Annotated in this window: 18 protein-coding genes; 12 read left to right on the top strand and 6 right to left on the bottom strand. The window is 70.1% G+C overall.

The annotated features are described in order from the left end of the window. The first annotated feature begins 160 nt into the window (after positions 1 to 160). The 6 genes from JJ691_RS39300 (at position 161) to JJ691_RS39275 (ending at position 6,565) form a co-directional block, all read left to right on the top strand. A complete protein-coding gene (locus JJ691_RS39300) occupies positions 161 to 1,060 on the top strand; it encodes an ATP-binding cassette domain-containing protein (RefSeq protein WP_211764560.1) in 900 nt (299 codons plus the stop codon). Positions 1,061 to 1,266: 206 nt separating this feature from the next. After that, a complete protein-coding gene (locus JJ691_RS39295; RefSeq protein WP_249227297.1) occupies positions 1,267 to 1,767 on the top strand; it encodes a hypothetical protein in 501 nt (166 codons plus the stop codon). Between the two features lie 89 nt (positions 1,768 to 1,856). Further along, positions 1,857 to 2,504 carry a tRNA (guanosine(46)-N7)-methyltransferase TrmB gene (trmB, locus tag JJ691_RS39290; RefSeq protein WP_249228332.1) on the top strand — a complete coding sequence of 216 codons (648 nt, stop codon included), beginning with the start codon at positions 1,857 to 1,859 and terminating at the stop codon, positions 2,502 to 2,504. A gap of 154 nt (positions 2,505 to 2,658) precedes the next feature. Continuing rightward, on the top strand, positions 2,659 to 3,786 hold the full coding sequence (locus JJ691_RS39285) for a nitric oxide synthase oxygenase (RefSeq protein WP_306291334.1): 1,128 nt from the start codon (positions 2,659 to 2,661) through the stop codon (positions 3,784 to 3,786). Positions 3,787 to 4,051: 265 nt separating this feature from the next. Continuing rightward, a complete protein-coding gene (locus JJ691_RS39280) occupies positions 4,052 to 5,215 on the top strand; it encodes a sensor histidine kinase (RefSeq protein WP_211764557.1) in 1,164 nt (387 codons plus the stop codon). A 12-nt stretch (positions 5,216 to 5,227) separates the two neighbouring features. Continuing rightward, the gene (locus JJ691_RS39275) at positions 5,228 to 6,565 is read left to right on the top strand and encodes an amidohydrolase family protein (protein ID WP_211764556.1); all 1,338 of its coding nucleotides are present in this window, start codon (positions 5,228 to 5,230) and stop codon (positions 6,563 to 6,565) included. Here the strand turns inward: JJ691_RS39275 and JJ691_RS39270 are convergent. Next, positions 6,548 to 7,474, bottom strand: a complete 927-nt coding sequence (locus tag JJ691_RS39270; protein WP_211764555.1) for a DMT family transporter — start codon at positions 7,472 to 7,474, stop codon at positions 6,548 to 6,550. The two genes, JJ691_RS39275 and JJ691_RS39270, sit on opposite strands and share 18 nt — an antisense overlap. 84 nt (positions 7,475 to 7,558) lie before the next feature. Between JJ691_RS39270 and JJ691_RS39265 the strand changes: the two genes are divergently transcribed. Then, a complete protein-coding gene (locus tag JJ691_RS39265; RefSeq protein WP_249227295.1) occupies positions 7,559 to 8,467 on the top strand; it encodes a LysR family transcriptional regulator in 909 nt (302 codons plus the stop codon). Positions 8,468 to 8,683: 216 nt separating this feature from the next. On the opposite strand, the gene JJ691_RS39260 is transcribed toward JJ691_RS39265, so the two are convergent. Beyond that, on the bottom strand, positions 8,684 to 9,367 hold the full coding sequence (locus JJ691_RS39260) for an SDR family oxidoreductase (protein ID WP_211764554.1): 684 nt from the start codon (positions 9,365 to 9,367) through the stop codon (positions 8,684 to 8,686). Positions 9,368 to 9,597: 230 nt separating this feature from the next. Further along, positions 9,598 to 9,753 (bottom strand): hypothetical protein, encoded by a 156-nt coding sequence (locus tag JJ691_RS53210; protein WP_211764553.1) that lies wholly within the window; start codon positions 9,751 to 9,753, stop codon positions 9,598 to 9,600. Between the two features lie 142 nt (positions 9,754 to 9,895). Here JJ691_RS53210 and JJ691_RS39250 point away from each other — a divergent pair, with 142 nt between their 5' ends. Next, positions 9,896 to 10,876: a hypothetical protein gene (locus tag JJ691_RS39250; RefSeq protein WP_211764552.1), complete on the top strand. Its 981-nt coding sequence runs from the start codon at positions 9,896 to 9,898 to the stop codon at positions 10,874 to 10,876. Here the strand turns inward: JJ691_RS39250 and JJ691_RS39245 are convergent. Together JJ691_RS39245 and JJ691_RS39240 are read right to left on the bottom strand one after the other, a co-directional pair. Continuing rightward, positions 10,846 to 11,817, bottom strand: a complete 972-nt coding sequence (locus JJ691_RS39245; protein ID WP_211764551.1) for an SGNH/GDSL hydrolase family protein — start codon at positions 11,815 to 11,817, stop codon at positions 10,846 to 10,848. The genes JJ691_RS39250 and JJ691_RS39245 overlap by 31 nt on opposite strands. Position 11,818: 1 nt before the next feature. Continuing rightward, complete coding sequence (locus tag JJ691_RS39240) at positions 11,819 to 12,529, bottom strand: type 1 glutamine amidotransferase domain-containing protein (RefSeq protein WP_211764550.1); 711 nt, start codon at positions 12,527 to 12,529, stop codon at positions 11,819 to 11,821. Between the two features lie 96 nt (positions 12,530 to 12,625). On the opposite strand from JJ691_RS39240, the gene JJ691_RS39235 reads away from it, so the two are divergent. Further along, positions 12,626 to 13,507 carry a DNA-processing protein DprA gene (locus tag JJ691_RS39235; RefSeq protein WP_211764549.1) on the top strand — a complete coding sequence of 294 codons (882 nt, stop codon included), beginning with the start codon at positions 12,626 to 12,628 and terminating at the stop codon, positions 13,505 to 13,507. Between the two features lie 92 nt (positions 13,508 to 13,599). Further along, positions 13,600 to 14,259, top strand: a complete 660-nt coding sequence (locus tag JJ691_RS39230; protein WP_211764548.1) for a hypothetical protein — start codon at positions 13,600 to 13,602, stop codon at positions 14,257 to 14,259. Here the strand turns inward: JJ691_RS39230 and JJ691_RS39225 are convergent. Then, positions 14,256 to 15,332, bottom strand: a complete 1,077-nt coding sequence (locus JJ691_RS39225) for an inositol-3-phosphate synthase (RefSeq protein ID WP_211764547.1) — start codon at positions 15,330 to 15,332, stop codon at positions 14,256 to 14,258. The genes JJ691_RS39230 and JJ691_RS39225 overlap by 4 nt on opposite strands. Positions 15,333 to 15,536: 204 nt before the next feature. Between JJ691_RS39225 and JJ691_RS39220 the strand changes: the two genes are divergently transcribed. Together JJ691_RS39220 and JJ691_RS39215 are read left to right on the top strand one after the other, a co-directional pair. Then, positions 15,537 to 15,941: a DUF5318 domain-containing protein gene (locus JJ691_RS39220; protein ID WP_211764546.1), complete on the top strand. Its 405-nt coding sequence runs from the start codon at positions 15,537 to 15,539 to the stop codon at positions 15,939 to 15,941. A gap of 93 nt (positions 15,942 to 16,034) precedes the next feature. After that, positions 16,035 to 18,770: a transglycosylase domain-containing protein gene (locus JJ691_RS39215; protein ID WP_211764545.1), complete on the top strand. Its 2,736-nt coding sequence runs from the start codon at positions 16,035 to 16,037 to the stop codon at positions 18,768 to 18,770. Positions 18,771 to 18,841 lie beyond the last annotated feature (71 nt).

The raw sequence follows: 18,841 nt of genomic DNA, 5'->3' as shown, positions 1-18,841 counted from the left end.
GGGCGGCCCGGGCCCTCGCCGCATCCCGGGCGCCGGCTGACCCTCCCGTCACGGCCGCTCCCCCTGCGGCGTTCGGCTCTCCCGCGCCGGCCGCTGCTGCCCCTTTTCCCGCACCCGGCCCGCTCCCGCCACCGGCCGGTCTCCTGGGATCATCGGCGCCATGATCGAAGCGGTGGGGCTGACCAAACGCTACGGCCGGACCGTCGCCGTCGACGATCTGTCCTTCACCGCCCGGCCCGGCGTGGTCACCGGCTTTCTCGGGCCGAACGGGGCCGGCAAGTCCACCGCGATGCGGCTGGTGCTGGGCCTTGACCGGCCGGACACCGGCTTCGTGCTGATCGACGGAAAGCGCTTCGAGCAGCTGCGGCGGCCGTTACGCGTGGTCGGCGGCCTGTTGGACGCGAAGTGGGTGCATCCGCACCGAACCGCGCGCAACCACCTGCGCTGGCTCGCCCGAGCCGCCGACCTGCCCCGCAAGCGAGCCGACGAGGTGTTGGAGCTGGTCGGCCTGGCCAAGGCGGCGCGCAGCCCGGCGGGCGACTTCTCGCTGGGCATGTCGCAGCGGCTGGGCATCGCCGCCGCCCTGCTCGGCGACCCCCAGGTGCTGCTGTTCGACGAACCGGTCAACGGCCTGGACCCGCAGGGCATCGCCTGGGTGCGCCGGCTGATGCGCACCATGGCCGACAACGGCCGGACCGTGCTGGTGTCCAGCCACCTGCTCGCGGAAATGGCCCAGACCGCCGACGAGTTGATCGTCATCGGCCGCGGGCGTCTGATCGCGCAATGTTCCACCGCCCAATTCATCAGCGAGGCCACCGAGTCCACGGTGCGGGTTCGAACCGCGCAGGTGGAACGATTGCAGACGGCATTGGTCCACAAGGGCGCGACGGTGCGACACGAGCCTGGCGCACTTGTGGTGGTCGGCCTGGACGCCGCCCAGATCGGCGAGCTGGCCGCCGCCCACGGCGTGGTGCTGCACGAGTTGAGCCCGAAACGGGGATCGCTGGAGGACGCCTACCTCCACCATACTGGGGACGCGGTCGAGTACCAGGCCGGCTGATCAGCCATTTGGTCCAGACCATGTCGCGCCCAGTGGTTCGGCCGCGCGAATGGCGTAAGAACTGCATGAAGACCACGTGAACTCCCGCACAGGAAGGTGCGAAAACCCGCAAGAAGTGATCGGATCGAATTAACCCGTCAGGCAGCCCATGGAGGTGAGCGGTGGCGGTGACCGAATCGCACCCACGTCGAAACGTGAAGAAGCAAGTGCGAGTGGAGCCTCTGGCCACGCTGGAGTGGTCACAGGCAGTCGAGTTGGCCGGCGAGCTCTCCGCTGCCGCCGGACCCGAGGACATCCGCCGCGCCTGGATCCATCGAGCCCCGGAACGGCAGGTCGTCGGCCTGTACCGGGTGCTCAGCAAGTTCGAGCCCGACCTGCCCGCGCCCTGGTGGCTGCGCGCGCTGGCCGCCGGCGGACTGCCGACCCGCACGGCCGCCTTCCGGATGGAGGACGAGGTCGCCAAGCTGTTGGCCGACCGGCCGGGCTGGGTCTACGTGCCCTGGGAGGACGGCTACTGGGAATACGTGCCGTCCGAGGTGTACGCGGCCGGCGAGGCGCCGACCGTGCCCACCACCGTCATGTTCACCGCCCGCCACCGCGGCTGGCTGGACGTGCTGCCGGCGCACCGTGGCAGCGCCCCGAAGTTGATCTCCGTCCGCGGTCTGGAAGACCTCCGGAACAGGCTGGACGTGATCGAGGCGACCTGATCTGGAAGAGTCTGTCAACCGTGACACAGCCAGATCAGCGTCCAGCGCACCACCGCTCCATCGTCTCCTACGTCCAGCGCGGCGAGCGGATGACCGTCGGCCAGCAGCGTGCTTGGGACACCCGGTGGCCCGAACTGGGCCAGGACGTGAAGCAGCTGCCGCCCGGTCCGCTCGCGCTGGACGAGTGGTTCGGCCGTCACGCCCCGGTGCTGCTGGAGATCGGGTCGGGCATGGGCGAGACCACCTCGCAGCTGGCCGCCGCCCAGCCGGAGCTGAACTACCTCGCCGTCGAGGTCTACAAGCCGGGTCTGGCCCAGCTCATCCTGCGGGCTGACGCCCTGGAGGTCGACACCCTCCGGCTGCTGCGGGGCGACGCCGTGACCGTGCTGACCGAGCACGTCGAGCCGGACTCGCTGGCCGGCGTGCGGCTGTTCTTCCCGGACCCGTGGCCCAAGGCCCGCCACCACAAGCGGCGGATCGTGCAGCCCGACTTCGTCGCGCTGGTCGCGTCCCGGCTGACACCTGGCGGGGTGTTCCACATGGCCACCGACTGGGAGGAGTACGCGGACCAGATGATGACTGTGTGTAGCGGCGAGACTCGGTTGCGCAACGTGTACGCCGATCAGCCGGGCGGGTGGGCTCCCCGACCCGACTGGCGACCGGTCACCAAGTTCGAGAACCGGGCCGACAACGAGGGCCGCATCAGCCACGACCTGATGTTCGCCAAGGTCGGATAGGTCACCCGACCAGGTACTCAAGTCATCGCGGGACGCGGTCGAGTCGGCCACCCTGCGTCTAACACTCACCCGTTCGGGCGGAGATCCACTAGGCCGAACTGTGCCCCTTCTGGCAGTGACGCGTGAGGCCAGGCGGCGGATACGGTTGCCGACCGTGACGGCTCTGGCAACCCTCCCTGCACTCGACTGCGTGGACCTCGACGCCGCCGAGGAGTTCCTCCGCATGTTCCACGACGCGCACCCGGAGGCCGGGCCGGTGGGCCAACGGCTGACCGAGGTGCGGACCGAAATCGCCGACACCGGAACCTACCGACACACGCCACAGGAACTCGCGTACGGCGCGCGGGTGGCGTTGCGCGACAGCGGCTGGTGCACCAGTGGCGTGCCGTGGCGCCGGCTCAAGGTCCGGGACCTCCGCGGCCTGCGCAACTCGGCCGCGGTCGCCGCCGAATGCGTGCAGCACCTGCGGCTGTCCACCAACGGCGGCCAGATCCGGCCGCTGGTCACCGTGTTCGCGCCGGACACTCCGTCCACGCCCGGCCCGTGCATCTGGAACGAGCAGCTGGTGCGCTACGCCGGCTACCGCGACGCCACCGGCCGGGTCGTCGGCGATCCCCGCTACGCCGACTTCACCGAGGCGGTCATCAAGATGGGCTGGCGGCCGCCGACCCAGCGGGGCCGGTTCGACCACCTGCCGCTGGTGGTGGAGACCACGCACGAGGGGCCGCAGCTGTTCACCGTGCCGCGGGACGTAATCCAGGAGGTGCCGCTGGAGCACCCCGAGCTGCCGTGGTTCGTGGAGCTGGGGCTGCGCTGGCACGCCGTGCCCGTGATCAGCAACATGCGGCTGGCCATCGGCGGCATCACCTATCCGGCGGCCCCGTTCAACAGTTGGTTCGTGGGGGCCGAGATCGGCACCCGCAGCCTGGCCGACGAGGGCGCGTACGCCGTGGCCCGCGAGGTCGCCGTGCGGCTGGGGCTGGACACCCGCACCGAGCGGACCCTGTGGCGGGACCGGGCGACCGTCGAGCTCAACCGGGCCGTGCTGCATTCCTTCGACGCCGCCCAGGTGACCATCACCGACCACCATGCCGAGGCGCTGCACCGGCTGGCGTGGCTGCGGTCGCGGCAGCGGGCCGGCGGCAACCGACCGGCGTTCCGTATCGACTCGTTGACGGCGCAGCGGGCTCGTCAGGGCGCCCCGGCGCGGTTCGCCGACACCGAGCCGACCGAGCCGCACGGCGGGCGGCTGGCCGCCCTGCTGCGCAAGCAGTTGGGCTGAGAACTACCGCTGCTGCTCGCTGTCCACCAGCAGTCCGGTCACCACCATGACCGCCAGCACCAGCATGCCGACCACCGCGCCGCTCCACGTCATCACCATCGCGAACATCTTGTGCCCCTTCCTCCGACGTTGGCTCAAGCCTGGTCGGCGGAAGGGTCATCCGGCGTCGGCCCGGGGCATCGCTGTTGGCTACGCCGCAGGTCTGACAGGGCACCCTTCCACAGGTTGACGGCGGCGGCCGTGACTACGTCCTACGGTGTCCCGCGTGGAGAACGGGTACCTCGGCTGGCGGACGTTGGCCCGCCGGCAGTGGCCACTGGCCGGCGCGCTCGTCCTGATCATCGGGGCGCAGATGGTGTCGTGGCGCGGCCTGGAGCCGGGGCTGTGGTTGCTGCTGCCGGCTGATCTCATCATCGCGGTGCTGGCGGTGGTCTCTCCTCGCCGGCCGTTCGACGCCGCGCTGGCCTCGTCGATCGCCACTGCCGGCAGCTCGCTGGCGCTGCACGGCCTGCACCTGATCAGGATCGGCGGCGACTTCGTCCCCCTGGCCGCCGGCATGGCGATAACCGCGATCCTCGTCCGGCAGGCGCCGCGCGGTCGCGCCGTCATCGGCACCGTCCTGCTGATCGTGGCGTGGTCGACCACGCAGTTCCTCGACCGGCAGAACTACTCGGACGGTCAGGCCAATTTCGGCCTGCCCAACCTGATCTCGATCGCGGTCTTCTTCTTCGGCCTGGCCGTCGGCACCGGCCTGTACTTCCGGGCCCGCGACCGCGACCGACGCAAGAGTGAGGCCGCCTCGGTCGCCGCCGCCCAGCAGGCCGAGCGGCTGGCGCTGGCCCGGGAACTGCACGACGTCGTCGCGCACTACGTCACCGGGATCGTCGTGCACTCGCAGGCCGCGGAGGCCATCGTCGACCAGAACCCGGACGCCGCCCGGCAGGTGCTGCCGATCATCACCGCCAGCGGGCACGAGGCGTTGGCCGCGATGCGGCGGCTCGTCGGCACGCTGCGCGGCACCGAGGCCTCGCCGACCAGCCGGGACAATGACGAGCTTTCCGCGCAGATCAAGCGGACCGTCGAGCAGGTCGGCGGGCCGGTGCGGCTGGACGTGCAGCTTTCCGAGACCGTGCCGCCCGAGTTGGCGCAGTCGGTGATCAGGCTCGTGCAGGAGTCGCTGACCAACTCCCGCAAGCACGCCGCCGGCGTCAACCGGATCGATGTGGACGTCCGGACCATCGACGGTTCGGTGCGTGTGCAGGTCTCCGACGACGGAACCGGTCAGCACACCGCACCGGTCGGCGGGTCCGGCGGCTTCGGGCTCGTCGGCATGCGGGAGCGGGTCGAACTGCTCGGCGGCCAGTTCAGCGCCGGTCCCAACGGGGCCAGCGGCTGGACGGTGGTGGCCGAGCTGCCGCTGGGCGGATGACAGAATCCGGTCATGGATCAGGCTTTCCGGCTACACGCCCCGGTCATGCTGCCCTGCGACGCCAACTGCTCCGTCGTCCGCGACGCCGTGGTCGACGTCGGCGCCGACGGCCGGCTCGGCTACGTCGGGCCCGCCGCCAACGCCCCGGCGCTGTCCGATGGCGTGGCCGTGCGGGAGCTGTCCGGCATCCTGCTGCCCGGCCTGATCAACACGCACGCCCACAGCCCCATGACGGTGCTCCGTGGCATGGGCGGCGACCTGCCGCTGATGTCGTGGCTGCAGGACGTCATCTGGCCGGCCGAGGGCCGTCTGGACGGCGACGACGTGCGGGCCGGCATGCGGCTCGGGGCGTTGGAGATGCTCCGGCACGGCGTCACCACCAGCGTCGAGATGTACTTCTACGGCGAGCCGATGGTCGAGTCGGTGCTGGAAGTCGGCTCCCGCATGGTGCTCACCCCCGCCGTGATCGCCGCGCCCGGCTGGGACCGGCTCGGCAGCTGGCTGCACATGACCGACCAGATCAGCGCCTGGATCGACGCCGACGGGCTGCGGTTCGGGCCCGGGGAACGCATCGAGCTCGGCTACGGGCCGCACTCCGCCTACACCCTGCCGGCCGAAGCGCTGCCGGTCATCGCCGCCGAGGCCAGGCAGCGGTCCGCCCTGCTGCACATCCACGTCGCCGAGTCCCTGGCCGAGGACGCGCACCTGCGTGAGGAGCACGGCTCGGTTCCGCTGCTGCTCAACTCCCTCGGCGTGTTCGGTGGCCGGGTCATCACCGCCCACTCCGTTCATCTGTCCGATGTGGACATCCAGCTCTACGCGGCCAACCGGGTCGGCGTCGGCCACTGCCCTGGCTCCAACGCCAAGCTCGCCTCCGGCATCGCCCGCCTGAACGACCTGCGCCGCCACGGCGTCGCCGTCGGCCTCGGCACCGACGGCCCGGCCAGCAACGACGACCTCGACCTGTGGGAGGAGATCCAGCTCTCCGCCATGCTGGCCCGCCTCTCCTCGATGGACGCCGCCTCCCTCACCGCCGCCCAGGCCCTGTTGATGGCCACCCGCGACGGCGCCGCCGCCATCGGCCGCGACGACCTCGGCACCCTCGCCCCCGGCTACTGGGCCGACCTCGTCCACGTCGACCTGGACGACCCCGCCTTCGCCGCCGGCAGCGACGTGCCCGCTCCCCAGCTGCTGTCCAACCTGGTCTGGGCGGCCGGCTCTCGTCGCGTCCGCGACGTCTGGGTCGCCGGCGACCAGGTTGTCGCCGCCGGCGAGGCCACCCGGGTCGACCGGACCTCGGCCGCGGCCGAGGTTCACAAGGTCACCCACCGGCTACTGGCTGACGCCTGATTCGCAGACCTCAAGCTCGACCTGCTCGGCGGGCGCTTCGACCACCCTGGGCTTACGCCGGCTGATGGCCACGCCGGCCAGGCACAGGGCCCCGCCGAGCAGTCCCAGCGCGGTCGGCACCTCGCCGAGAGTCACCCAGGACACCAGCACGGCAATGCCCGGGACGCACAGCGTCGTGGCCGCCATGCGGCCGGCATCGGTCCGGGCCAGGGCATACGCCCAGGTGGTGAAGGCGATGGCGGTGGGCCCGACCCCCAGGAAAACGACGCCGGCGATCGCACTGCCGGGGGCGTGGGAGAGCTCGACCACCGCCTGCGGGGCGAACGGCAGCGTGGCCACCAGGCCGGCGGCGCAGCCGACCCAGGTCGCGGTGACCGCGTCCACCGAGCGCAGCGCCACCTTCTGCATCAGCACGCCTGCGGCGTAGAGCACGGCGGTGACCAGGCCCAACACGATGCCCAGCGTGTCCGCCACCCCGCCGCCGTCACCGCCGACGGCGATCACGACGACCCCGGCGAAGGCGACGAGCATGCCGATCACCACCGGCCGCGGGAAGCCCTCGCGGAACACGATGCCCGCGACCACAGCGACCAGGATCGGCGCCACGTTGACCAGCAGCGCGGCGGTGCCGGCGTCCAGGTGCCGCTCGGCCCAGTTGAGCACCACGGTGTAGCCGGCGAACCACAACACGCCGTAGCCGATCACGAAGGCGAGCGCCCGCCCGCGGGGCAGGGGCCGCCGGTAGCGAAGGGCTACGAGGGCCAGCGCGATCGTGCCGACGACCAATCGCGCGAAGGCCAGTGATCCGGGGGATAGGACTCCACCGACCGCCCGGATGACCACGAAGGCTGACGCCCAGAGCAGCACCGTTGTCACGACAGCGGCCAAGGCCCGGTATTTGAGTGGCATACCTCCGACGATGACCCGCCCGAAACGTAAGCACAAGCGAGAATCGGACGCCGTATTGTTCAGCCCGACTGTACTGTTGGGGGTGTGGACATTCACCGGCTCCGCGTGCTGCGCGCGGTCGTGGCGGACGGATCGATCCGCGGCGCCGCGACGAACCTCGGCTACACCCCGTCGGCGATCAGCCAGCACATCACCGCGCTCCAGAAGGAAACCGGGCTCACCCTGTTCCAGCGCGCCGGCCGGAGCATCGAGCCGACCGTCGCTGGCCGCACCGTGGCCGCCCATGCCGCGCGGGTCTTCGAACGGCTCGCCGAGCTGGAGTCGGTGGTCTCCGACCTGCGGGCCGGCCGCGTCGGCGCCCTCTCCGTGAGCTACTTCGCCTCCGCCGGGGCCGTCTGGATCCCGCCCGTCGTCGCCGCTCTGGCCCGCGAGTTCCCCGGCCTCCGCCTCGACCTGCGGCTGATCGAGCTCGTCGGCGCCGACGCCGGGCCACCCGACGTCGAGATCTTCGTCGCCGGCGCCGAGTTCGGCGAGACCAGGGGTTATCGGGTGCGCGAGCTGCTCACCGAGCCCTACCTCGCCGTCGTGCCCAGCAGCTCCGCGCTGGCCGCTCGTGACCAGGTGGACCTGGTCGAGCTGCGCGACGAGGCCTGGGTCGACAACGACGTCGCCCGCGGCCCCTGCCGGCAGGCGCTGCTCGACGCCTGCTCGACCGCCGGCTTCAGCCCCGCCTTCCACATCGAGACCCAGGACTACCCGACCGCCATCAGGTTCGTGGCTGAGGGCATGGGCATCACCGTGATCCCCCGTCTCGGCCTCGGCGCCCTGCCCGAGTCGACCGTCGCCGTGCCCATCGTGAACCCCACCCCGCGGCGGACCATCTCCCTCCGCGTCCGCCACGCCGTCGCCGACAACCCCGCCGTGATCAGGCTGCTCGACCTACTCGACACCCACGTCCACCGAACGGCCGCATCCAGGGATGTCGTCGGTTGATCGATCTTCGCCGGCGACGTGGCTGTTCGTCGCTGAATTTCGCGGATCGACAACTGGCGCCAACACGTCCCTCGCGCCAGCCCATTCGCTCGACTTGCCCGGCGACCTACACGCCCCCACCCACCCGGGGGCCGGCCCCGCTGCCAGCCTACTCAGCGGCGGGGGTCCCGAGGTGCGTGAAGATCCAGATGTGGACAAGTCGGGGGCTGTGGACAACTAGCGCGGGCGGGGGCGCACGTTGATCTCGTTGACGTGGGCGTCGGCCGGCGCGAGCAGGGCGAAGGCGACGGCCTGGGCCACCGTCTCGGGGGTCAGGTAGTCGTTCGGGGAGTAGGCGCTGCCCTCGCTCTCCCGGATCTCGCGCTGCATGTCGGTGGCGGTCCGGCCGGGGTAGACGCTGGTGACCCGCAGCGCGGGCTCCTCCGCACGCAGGACGTCGGCGAAGGCGCGGAGGGCGAACTTGCTGGCGGCGTAGGCGCCCCAGTTCGGGTTGGCGTTCAGGCCGGCGCCGGAGTTGATCAGGACGACCTGGCCGCCGGCGGCGCGCAGGGCGGGGAGCAGGTGGCGGGTGAGTTCGGCGACGGCGACGACGTTGATCTCCAGGGTGGACCGCCACACCTCGACGGGGGTCTCGGCCAGGGAGCCGAGAGTGGCCACGCCGGCGCTGTGCACGAGCACGTCCAGGCGGTCGACGGCGGAGGTGGCCTCGGCGAGGGCGTCGGGGTCGGTGAGCTCGACCGGCCAGGGGCTGGCCGACGGGAGCTGCGCGGCGACGGCCTTGAGCGCCTCGACGTCGCGGCCGCCGAGCAGCAGATGGTGGGTGGGGGCCAGGGCAGCGGCGACGGCGGCGCCGATGCCACGGGACGCGCCGGTGATCAGGGCGGTCGGTCGAGAGGTCATGATCCCCAAGCTAACTCGTTCGGGCGAACGGCTCTGCTTCGGATGGTCGTGCACAGGTGCGCATATGAGCATCTCTACATGACTACGGTGACCGAGCACAGGCAGGCTGAGCAGCACAGACACACTCACGGCCCGGGCTGCGGACACGAGGCCGTGGTCCACGCCGATCACGTGGACTACCTGCACGACGGCCACGTGCACCGCGAGCACAACGCCGGCGACGGCGTGCACTACGACGAGTGCACGACCTGCGCCTGCGCCAACTGCAGCGATTCCTGCGCGAACTGCACGTGCGCGGACTGCACCTGCGCCACGTGCAACCACGCCAGCTGCCAGTGCGGGAACTGCGCCGACTCGTGCGCGAACTGCACCTGCGCCGACTGCACCTGTTCCACCTGCGATCACGCGGCCTAACCAGCGCAAACCCACCCGAAGCGGTGAAATCGGCGGCCGTGCGCCGGTGGAATCCCGGCGGCGGTGCGAGGCTCGACAGAGAGCACAGGCGCGACCGGACGGGGGGTTTCCGTCATGGGCACCCGGACACTGGTCGTCGCGGCGGTCATCCTGCTCGCCACGACGTCGGCCGTCCCGGCCTGGGCCGATCCGGTCGCACCGCCGCCGGCCGTCTCCGGCGGCTCCAACTACGACTACTACTACCTCGACGGCTGCTACCGGCAGCCGTACCAGGTGGTCGACGCGTTCAACAAGGCACCGACGATCATCGCCTACCAGCTGGCCGGCATGAAGCACGCCGGCCAGAACCGGCTGTCCATCGGCATCTACCACCACCACGGCCCGGACGACGGCACCGCCATGGACTCGACCGACGGACGCCTGCCGCCGCAGGGCCAGGAGAACCTCGCCGGGCTGCTGGCCGACGTCAAGCAGGCCGGCTTCGCCGAGGTCACCGTCGTGCTGCATCCCTCCGACGGCAACGATCCGCGCACCTGGTCGTCCTGGCAGGAGTCGCTGTACGAGGAGAACTGGCAGCTGATCCAGTCGCTGCACCCGATCGTCGCGGCCGCCGGGCTGCCGTTCCACCTCGACCTCGGCGGCAAACTGACCGCCTCCGGCAACGAGCCCCTGGTGCTGCGCTACGACCAGCAGCTGTGGCAGGCGTACACGACGAAGTTCGGCCGCGCCGACACCGTCGGTTTCTCCATCGACGGCAACGATCCGGGCCAGGTGCTCAACGTGGGCAAGATGTACGGCGACAAGCCACCGTCCATTGTGGACCTGCACATCTACGGCGACGAGGCCAACCTGTTCACCTACAACGACCAGCAGCTGCGGCAGCAGGGTCTCACCACCCAGCCGGTCATCATCGGCGAGGCGTACTACAACGACCAGGACGCCGCCCGTGGCTTCGCCCAGGCGGCCCGCAAGACCGGCCGGCAGATCTACTACCTGACGCAGTGGCCCAAGACCCGGGCCGGCAACACCGAGTGCAGCCGGGTCGACGTCGCCCCGCCGACCGCCTACGCCGAGTACGCCTCCGCCGGCTTCTGACCCAGTTCCGCCGTCAGCAGCGGGGAGATCCGCTCGGCCAGCGACTGGTAGCCGTCCGGGCCGAGATGCAGGCCGTCCACCACCAGATCGGCGTAGACCAGGTCGCGCCCGTCGATCACGCTCACGCCGCTGGCCGCTTCGGCGACCAGGCCGCGAATGTCGGCCAGGGTCAGGCCGACCGCGTTGACCACCTGCTCGCGGGCCGGGGCCAGCGGTGGGGTGATCACCACGATCGGCTGGTCGGCCAGCACGTCCAGGAACGCCTCCAGCGCCGGGCCGAGCGTGCGCCGGCTGAAGCTCGCCGCGTGGTGGATGTCCAGGCCGACGCCCAGCGTGACCAGGTCGGGATGCTGTTCACGGATCGTGTGCGCGACGACCGGGTCGAGGTGGCATTCCCCGGAGAAGCCCAGGCAGGTCAGCCGCCAGCCGTGCCGGCGCGCCACCTCCGCGGTCCAGGTCTGGCTCGGGCCGTCCACCAGCCGGCACTGCGTGATCGCGCTGCCGTAGGCCACCCAGTGCGGGCCGGTGCGGCTGACCGGCCGGACCATGCTGTGCGCCGCCAGCCGCAGGCGGCCCACCCGGGTGCGGCCGTAGTTGGGCAGCCACACGTCGACGTTCGCCGGCTGGCCCGGCAACGCCACCGTCAGCACCTGCTCGCCCGGCTTGACCGCCATCCGGTGCGCCAACTGGCCGTCAACCAGCACGTCGACCGGCGAGGAGTAGTCCGGGTCGCCGAACAGCGGCATCGATAACAGGCGGGCGTCGGTGCGCATGCCCACCCGCACGCCCGCCGGCATCCGGGCCAGCTCGGCCAGCCGCGCCGTCGGGATCCGGCCGGCCCGCAGCCGCCACGGCTGCCACCACTCGCCGGCACGTCGAAGTTCGACCAGGCCGTCCCAGCTCAACTGGGCATCGTCCGGGTCGAGCCAGACCTCTCGCACGTCAGGTCGTCAACAGCTGATCGAACCGGCGCGCGAACAGGTAAGCGTCCCCCGGCCAGCGGGCCGAGAGGTAGTTACCGTCCTGCACGATGAAGGCCGGGCCGTCGTCGGTCGCCGTGCCTCTCGCCGTCGTGACCGGGCCTTTCTCGAACGTCGCGCCGGTCTCGCGCACCTCGTCCTCGACGTACGCCGGGTACGTCCGGTAGTAGCGGCCCAGCCGCCACGCCGTGGAGAAGTAGGCCATGCGCTCCATGTACTTCGGCAGGCACGTCGTGCGCCGGCCGGCCAGCACACCCGCCCGGGCCAGCACGATCACGCCGTGACAGATCGCCCCGACCGGCCGCTCCAGCCCCCAGAACTCCGCCACCTTCGCCTGCAGCAGCTCGCTGCCCAGGTACTGGCGCATGCCCGGGGCATGCCCCCCGGCCAGGATCAGCCCGTCGTAGTCCGCCGGCTCGATCGCCTCCCACGCGATCGGCGCCGCGAACCCCGGATCAGCCGTCAGCTCCTGGTAGAACCGCTTCGGCTCCGGCTCCGCCCCCAGCTGCCCGAAGATCACCCCGGTCAGCAGCCGCGGATCCGCCTCCGGTCTCACGCCGGCCCGCTCCGTGCTGAACACCACTTGGTGGCCCGCGTCGGTCAGCAGCCGCCACGGCACCGCCACCTCGGTGACGTCGAAGTCGTGATCCGGCAGGGGCATCAGGATCCGCACACGCCCATCCTGCCAGCACCCGATTGGGCGACACTAGTTACTGTGTACGGACGTCCGCACGAGCGGATCGAACTCGCGTTCGACTAGGATGAGCTGGTGGCGGACAACCTCGAGCAGGCGGCATTGCTGCTCGCACTACGGCACAGCGATCGTGGCTGGGCGGCAGTGACGGCTGCCGTCGAAGAAGCCGGTTCGGCGCTGGAAATCCTGGACGATCTCGTCGCCCCCGGCACCCCGACCCTGGACCATGTCGACCGTGACCTGGACGCGGGTTTGAGGCAAACGGCCGACGAGATCGACAGTTGGCTGGCAGAGGGCATCCGCGTGGCCACCGTCCTGGACCAGGACTACCCAGTGCAGTTGATGCTGGTGCACCAGCGCCCTCCGTTCCTGACCTACCACGGCATGCTCGATGCCGAGGACGTCACAGCGGTCTCGGTGGTCGGCAGCCGGCAGGCCAGCGCCGCCGGCCTGCGCCGTGCGAGGGCCGTGGCCAGCATCCTGGCGAACAACGGCTTCACGGTGATGAGCGGCCTCGCCGCCGGCATCGACACCGCTGCGCACCGCGCCGCGATCGACGCCGGCACCCGCACGGTCGCCGTCGTCGGTACCGGCCTGCGGCAGTGCTACCCAGCGGAGAACCGAGAACTCCAGAACGAGATCGCCCGGACCGGTGCGGTGCTGTCCCAGTTCTGGCCGGACGCCGGCCCGGCGAAACACCAGTTCCCGATGCGCAACGCGGTGATGAGTGGATGCAGCATCGCCACCGTCGTCGTCGAGGCCGGGGAGCACAGCGGCGCGCGGATCCAGGCCCGAATCGCCGTCGAGCACGGCCGGCATGTCTTCCTGCTGCCCGAGGTGCTGGTCAACGAGTGGGCGGTCGACCTGGCCAACCGGCCGAACACGACCGTGCTGGAAGGTCCTGAGCACCTGCTCCGTGTGCTCGGCGAACTGACCGCGGAGATGGTCCAGGTCTGAGTCCGTTGTCCTGGTTGGCTGAGAGTTACCGAAACATCCTTGTGCCCGTGCCGCCATCCAGCCCTGGCGTGTGCGCGACCTGCCATCGCGACGTGTCCGGGCCACACCGGCGGTGCTATCGATGCAACTCGCACCGCGAGACGACGGCCGATCCGCTGGCCGACATCGTCGTGCCGATATCGATGGCCTTCGCCGGCGAGCAGTTCGCCGATGACCTCCACCAGTACAAGCGCTCTCCCCGCGAGGCGGTGCGGAAAGAGAAGCAGCGCCGACTGGCTGCGGTGTTGGCGAACTACCTCCGCACCCATGAGCGGTGTGTCGCCGCAGCCTGCGGTGTGCCGCATTTCGACGTCGTGACCTCGGTGCCCAGCACCAGAGGACTCGATCCGCATCCACTGAGCACGATGCTCAGCCGGACCATCGGGCAAACCAGTCAGCGCTACCGCGATCTGCTTCGCGTCGGTGCGAACCGCGGGAACCGAGTTCTCGACCCGGACCGCTTCGACACCGACGACGACCTGACCGGTCTACAGGTGCTCTTGGTAGACGACACCTGGACAACCGGGGCGAACGCCCAGTCCGCGGCCGCCCGGCTACGGCTGGCCGGCGCCGAACGCGTCGCCGTGATCGTGCTCGGGCGATGGTTCGACGCCGACCATCCACCGGCGTCGTCGTACGTGTCCGAGGCACGCAGCGAACTGTTCGACTGGCTCACCTGCTGCCTGGACCGGTCACCGCATGGCGGCTTCTAGCGCTCCAGTTCGCCGCGGATGAACTTCTCCACGGCGTCGTGCGCCTCGGAGTCGGAGTACTGCTCCGGCGGCGACTTCATGAAGTAGGAGGAGGCGGACAGGATCGGGCCGCCGATGCCGCGGTCCATGGCGATCTTGGCGGCGCGGACGGCGTCGATGATGATGCCGGCGGAGTTGGGGGAGTCCCAGACCTCCAGCTTGTACTCCAGGTTGAGCGGCACGTCGCCGAAGGCCCGACCCTCCAGGCGGACGTAGGCCCACTTGCGGTCGTCCAGCCACTGCACGTAGTCGGAGGGGCCGATGTGCACGTTGCGGGCTCCCAGGTCGCGGTCGACCTGGGAGGTCACCGACTGGGTCTTGGAGATCTTCTTCGACTCCAGCCGGTCCCGCTCCAGCATGTTCTTGAAGTCCATGTTGCCGCCGACGTTGAGCTGCATGGTGCGGTCCAGCAGCACGCCCCGGTCCTCGAACAGCTTGGCCAGCACCCGGTGGGTGATGGTGGCCCCGACCTGGGACTTGATGTCGTCACCGACGATCGGCACGCCGGCCTCGGCGAACTTGGCCGCCCAGGCCGGGTCGGAGGCGATGAACACCGGCAGGGCGTTGACGAAGGCGACGCGGGCGTCGATGGCGCACTGCGCGTAGAAGCGGTCGGCCTCCTCGGAGCCCACCGGCAGGTAGGACACCAGCACGTCGACCTGGGCGTCCCGCAGCGCCTTGACCACGTCGACCGGCTCCAGGTCGGACTCGTCGATGGTCTCCCGGTAGTAGCGGCCCAGGCCGTCCAGGGTGTGCCCGCGCTGCACGGTCACCCCGAGCGGCGGCACGTCAGCGATCTTGATGGTGTTGTTCTCGCTGGTCACGATGGCCTCGGACAGGTCGAGGCCGACCTTCTTGGCGTCCACGTCGAAAGCCGCGACGAACTCCACGTCCCGCACGTGGTAGTCGCCGAACTGGACGTGCATCAGGCCGGGCACCCGGGTCCCCGGCTCGGCGTCCCGGTAGTAGTGCACCCCCTGAACCAGGGATGCCGCGCAGTTGCCGACACCCACGATGGCTACCCGCACACTCATCCGGACTCCTCCTCGGTGTGATTGGCAGTACCAGTGCCAACCGGTGCTGCGCGCGTGCTGTTCCATCGCTGGTCAGCCCGGCTTTTCACCTTCTCACGGCGACCTGTCGCGGACCTGCTCCTGTGGTGTGCGTGACACAGCGTGGCCGCCCGCTGCCCTGAACGGCCCATTGGGGCCTGGCAGGGGGCACGTACCCTGTTGCGTGTGCGGACCCAGAGGCAGGTGGTGGACTACGCGTTGCAGCGCCGTGCGCTGCTCGCGGAGGTCTACTCGGGCCGGGTCGGCACCATGGAGGTCTGTGACGCCAGTCCGTACCTGGTGCGGGCCGCCAAGTTCCACGGGCAGCCGACGGAGACGAGCTGCCCGGTGTGCCGCAAGGAGCAGCTGACCCTGGTGTCCTGGGTCTACGGCGACGAGCTCAAGCACGTGGCCGGCTCGGCGCGCACACCGGACGAACTGGACCGGATGAGCTCCCTGTACGAGGAGTTCACCGTCTACGTCGTCGAAGTTTGCCGCACATGTAGTTGGAACCACCTGGTGCAGTCATACGTCCTGGGAACGGGTGGCCTGCGCTCGCGCAAGCCACGTCGGCGTACCGCGGCGGAGTGAACAGGCTCCCGAGCAGCGGCGTCTAGATGTAGAGACGATGGACGAGCATGACTGGTTGCCTACCTGGTGGGTACCGATCTGGAAGGCCGTTTGGTGAGTGACGAGCGTGGTGACGAGGCCCAGTGGCCGAGCTTCGACGAGTCGGAGCAAGCCGGCCGCCGGGGCGGCGGTCAGCCGGCTTGGCCCGGTGAACAGCCGACGACCCGGGGGCCCGGCGGTCGACCGCCGGTGCCGCCTTCGCAGCAGCCGACCATGCGGGGTCCCAACACCCCGCCGCGGGGCTATCCGCCGCAGCCACCCCGCCGCCCGATGGGCCCCGGCGGACCGCCGCCGGGTGGTCGGGGCGGCCCTCCGGGACCGAACGGCATGGGCGGCCGGCCGCCCGGCCCCGGCCAGCGCGGCGGCCCGAACCAGCCGACCCAGCGCAGCCCGTTCAACCAGCCCACGGACATGCTGCCGCCGGTGCACGAGGAGTACCAGCGTGAACCGGAGCTGATGACGCACCGCGAGCACGACCTGCCGCCGGGCGCCCGGGACTACCTCGAGCCCGACGAGTACCTGGAGAACGAGGCCGACGAGGCGACGCTGCGCAAGAAGCGCATCTGGCGCCGGGTCCGCCGCAGCGCCTACGTGCTGTGCGCGGTCGGCTTCGTCGGCCCGATCGTCGCGTTCATCATCACCTACTTCATGGTCACGCCGCCGGACCCGCTGACGGTCCTCCATCAGCAGCAGACCATGACGATCTTCTATGCCGACGGCAGTGTGATGGCCACGCTCGGCCCGTCCGGCGGCGGCGACAAGACCATCCTGACCATCGACAAGATCCCGAAGGTGGTCCAGCACGCGGTCGAGGCGGCCGAGGACGAGACCTTCGAGACCAACAGCGGCTTCGATATCAAGGGCATCGGCCGAGCCGTGCTGTCCCAGCTGCGCGGCAACGGCGGCGGTGGCTCCGGCATCACGCAGCAGTACGTGAAGAAGGCCACCGGCAACGAGGACCACACGCTCACGCGTAAGTGGACCGAGCTGGTGCAGGCCATCAAGATGAGCCAGGTGCAGTCCAAGGACCAGATCCTGGACGCCTACCTGAACACCGTCTACTTCGGCCGCGGCGCCTACGGCATCCAGGCCGCCTCGCAGGCGTACTTCGGCAAGAACATCGACCAGCTCAACCCGTCCGAGGCCGCGTTCCTCGCCGGCTGTATCAACGTGCCGGCGTACAACGAGGATCCGACCTGGACCAATGGGCGCTGGACCTACACGATGGGCCGGATGGTCGCCAACGGCTGGCTCAGCCAGACCGACCGCGACCAGTACAAGGAGCAGCCCAAGCCGGTCGCGAACTCGAGCGACGGCGGCGGCGCCCTTGACGGCAAGACGACCTTCGCGGTGCGGCAGATCCTGGCCGAGGCTGGCGACCCCAACTTCGGCATCGGCAAGGGTCGCGACGACCTCCAGCAGCTCGGCGCGCAGATCCACACCACCATCGACAAGAAGGCGATGCAGCAGGCCGAGGACGCGGCCAACGCGGTGATGTCCAAGGACACTCCGCACAACCCGAACATCGCCAGCTCACTGGTGTCGATCGATCCGAAGACCGGTGGCATCGTCGCCTGGTACGGCGGCAGTGACACGAAGGCCTGGTCGCTGGACATGGCCGACACCGCCCAACAGCCGGGCTCGTCGTTCAAGCCCCTGGTCTTCCTGGCCGGTATGCGCGCGAACTCGCAGATCGGGCTCCAGTCGCTCTACAACGGCACCAGCGGCCAGACGATCGGCGGCCGCAAGGTGAACAACGCCGACGAGGAGAGCTGCGGCCAGCAGTGCACGGTGTGGAACGCCATGACGCAGTCCGTGAACACCGTGTTCTACAAGATGACCGACGACATCGGCCCGTCCGCGGTGCGCAAGGCCGCGTTCGACGCCGGCATCGCCACGACCCAGGTGCTGGTCGGCCAGCGCCAGCCGGCACTGCAGAACGCCGACGGCACCACCGCCGACGGTATCGGCATCGGCCAGTACGAGGTGCGTCCGCGCGACATGGCGCAGGCCTACGCCACGCTGGCCAACAACGGCGTGTACATCCCGTCGCACTTCATCACGTCGATCAAGGACAGCAGCGGCGGCAACGTGTACGACGCCTCGGCCAACGGGAAGCTGGTGCCGACGCAGGCGTTCGACAAGACCGACTCCCTCAAGAACGCCCAGCTGGCCCGCAACGTCACAGAGTCGATGACGAAGGTGGCGGCCTCGTCGTGCGCCGACCGGGCCAAGACCATCTGCGCCAATCTGCAGGGCAACCGGCCGGTGGCGGCCAAGACCGGCACCGCGCAGTACGAGGACACCGGGCACAACTCCAACGCGTGGATGGTGGGCTACACCCCGCAGGTCGTCACCGCGGTGTGGACCGGCACCCGCAACGGCCTGGCCCCGATCTACGGCTACTACCAGAACCACATCGGTCCCTCTCAGGACTACGACATCTACGGCCGTGAGGAACCGTCCTACATCTGGCAGAAGTTCATGAACACCTACTTGCAGGGCAAGCCGGTCGAGAACTTCACGCCGTTCAAGGACCTCGGCGGCAAGGGCAACTTCAGCGGGTTCACCACCACGACCACGCCCACCGACACCACGACGACGGGCAGCAGCACCACCACCGACACCACGACCCCGTCGGACGACCCGACATCGACCAACAAGCACCACCCGCCGACGAGCAGCACGTGTGCGCCGTTCATCGGCTGCCAGCCGACGGACACGTCGACAACAACCAAGACCAACGGCAACAGCGGCGGTCCACCGGGCGGCTTCGGCGGCAACGGCTGAGCAACTCCTTCGCCACGGTGGGCGTCTGACCTGATGTGGCGGAGGAGCAGCGGGACAACAAGCGGGACAAC

The organism is Kutzneria sp. CA-103260, from assembly GCF_018263855.1.
Lineage (GTDB): Bacteria > Actinomycetota > Actinomycetes > Mycobacteriales > Pseudonocardiaceae > Kutzneria.
Note: the sequence above shows the minus strand (reverse complement) of the source record. Positions and strands in the feature narration are given on the sequence as shown.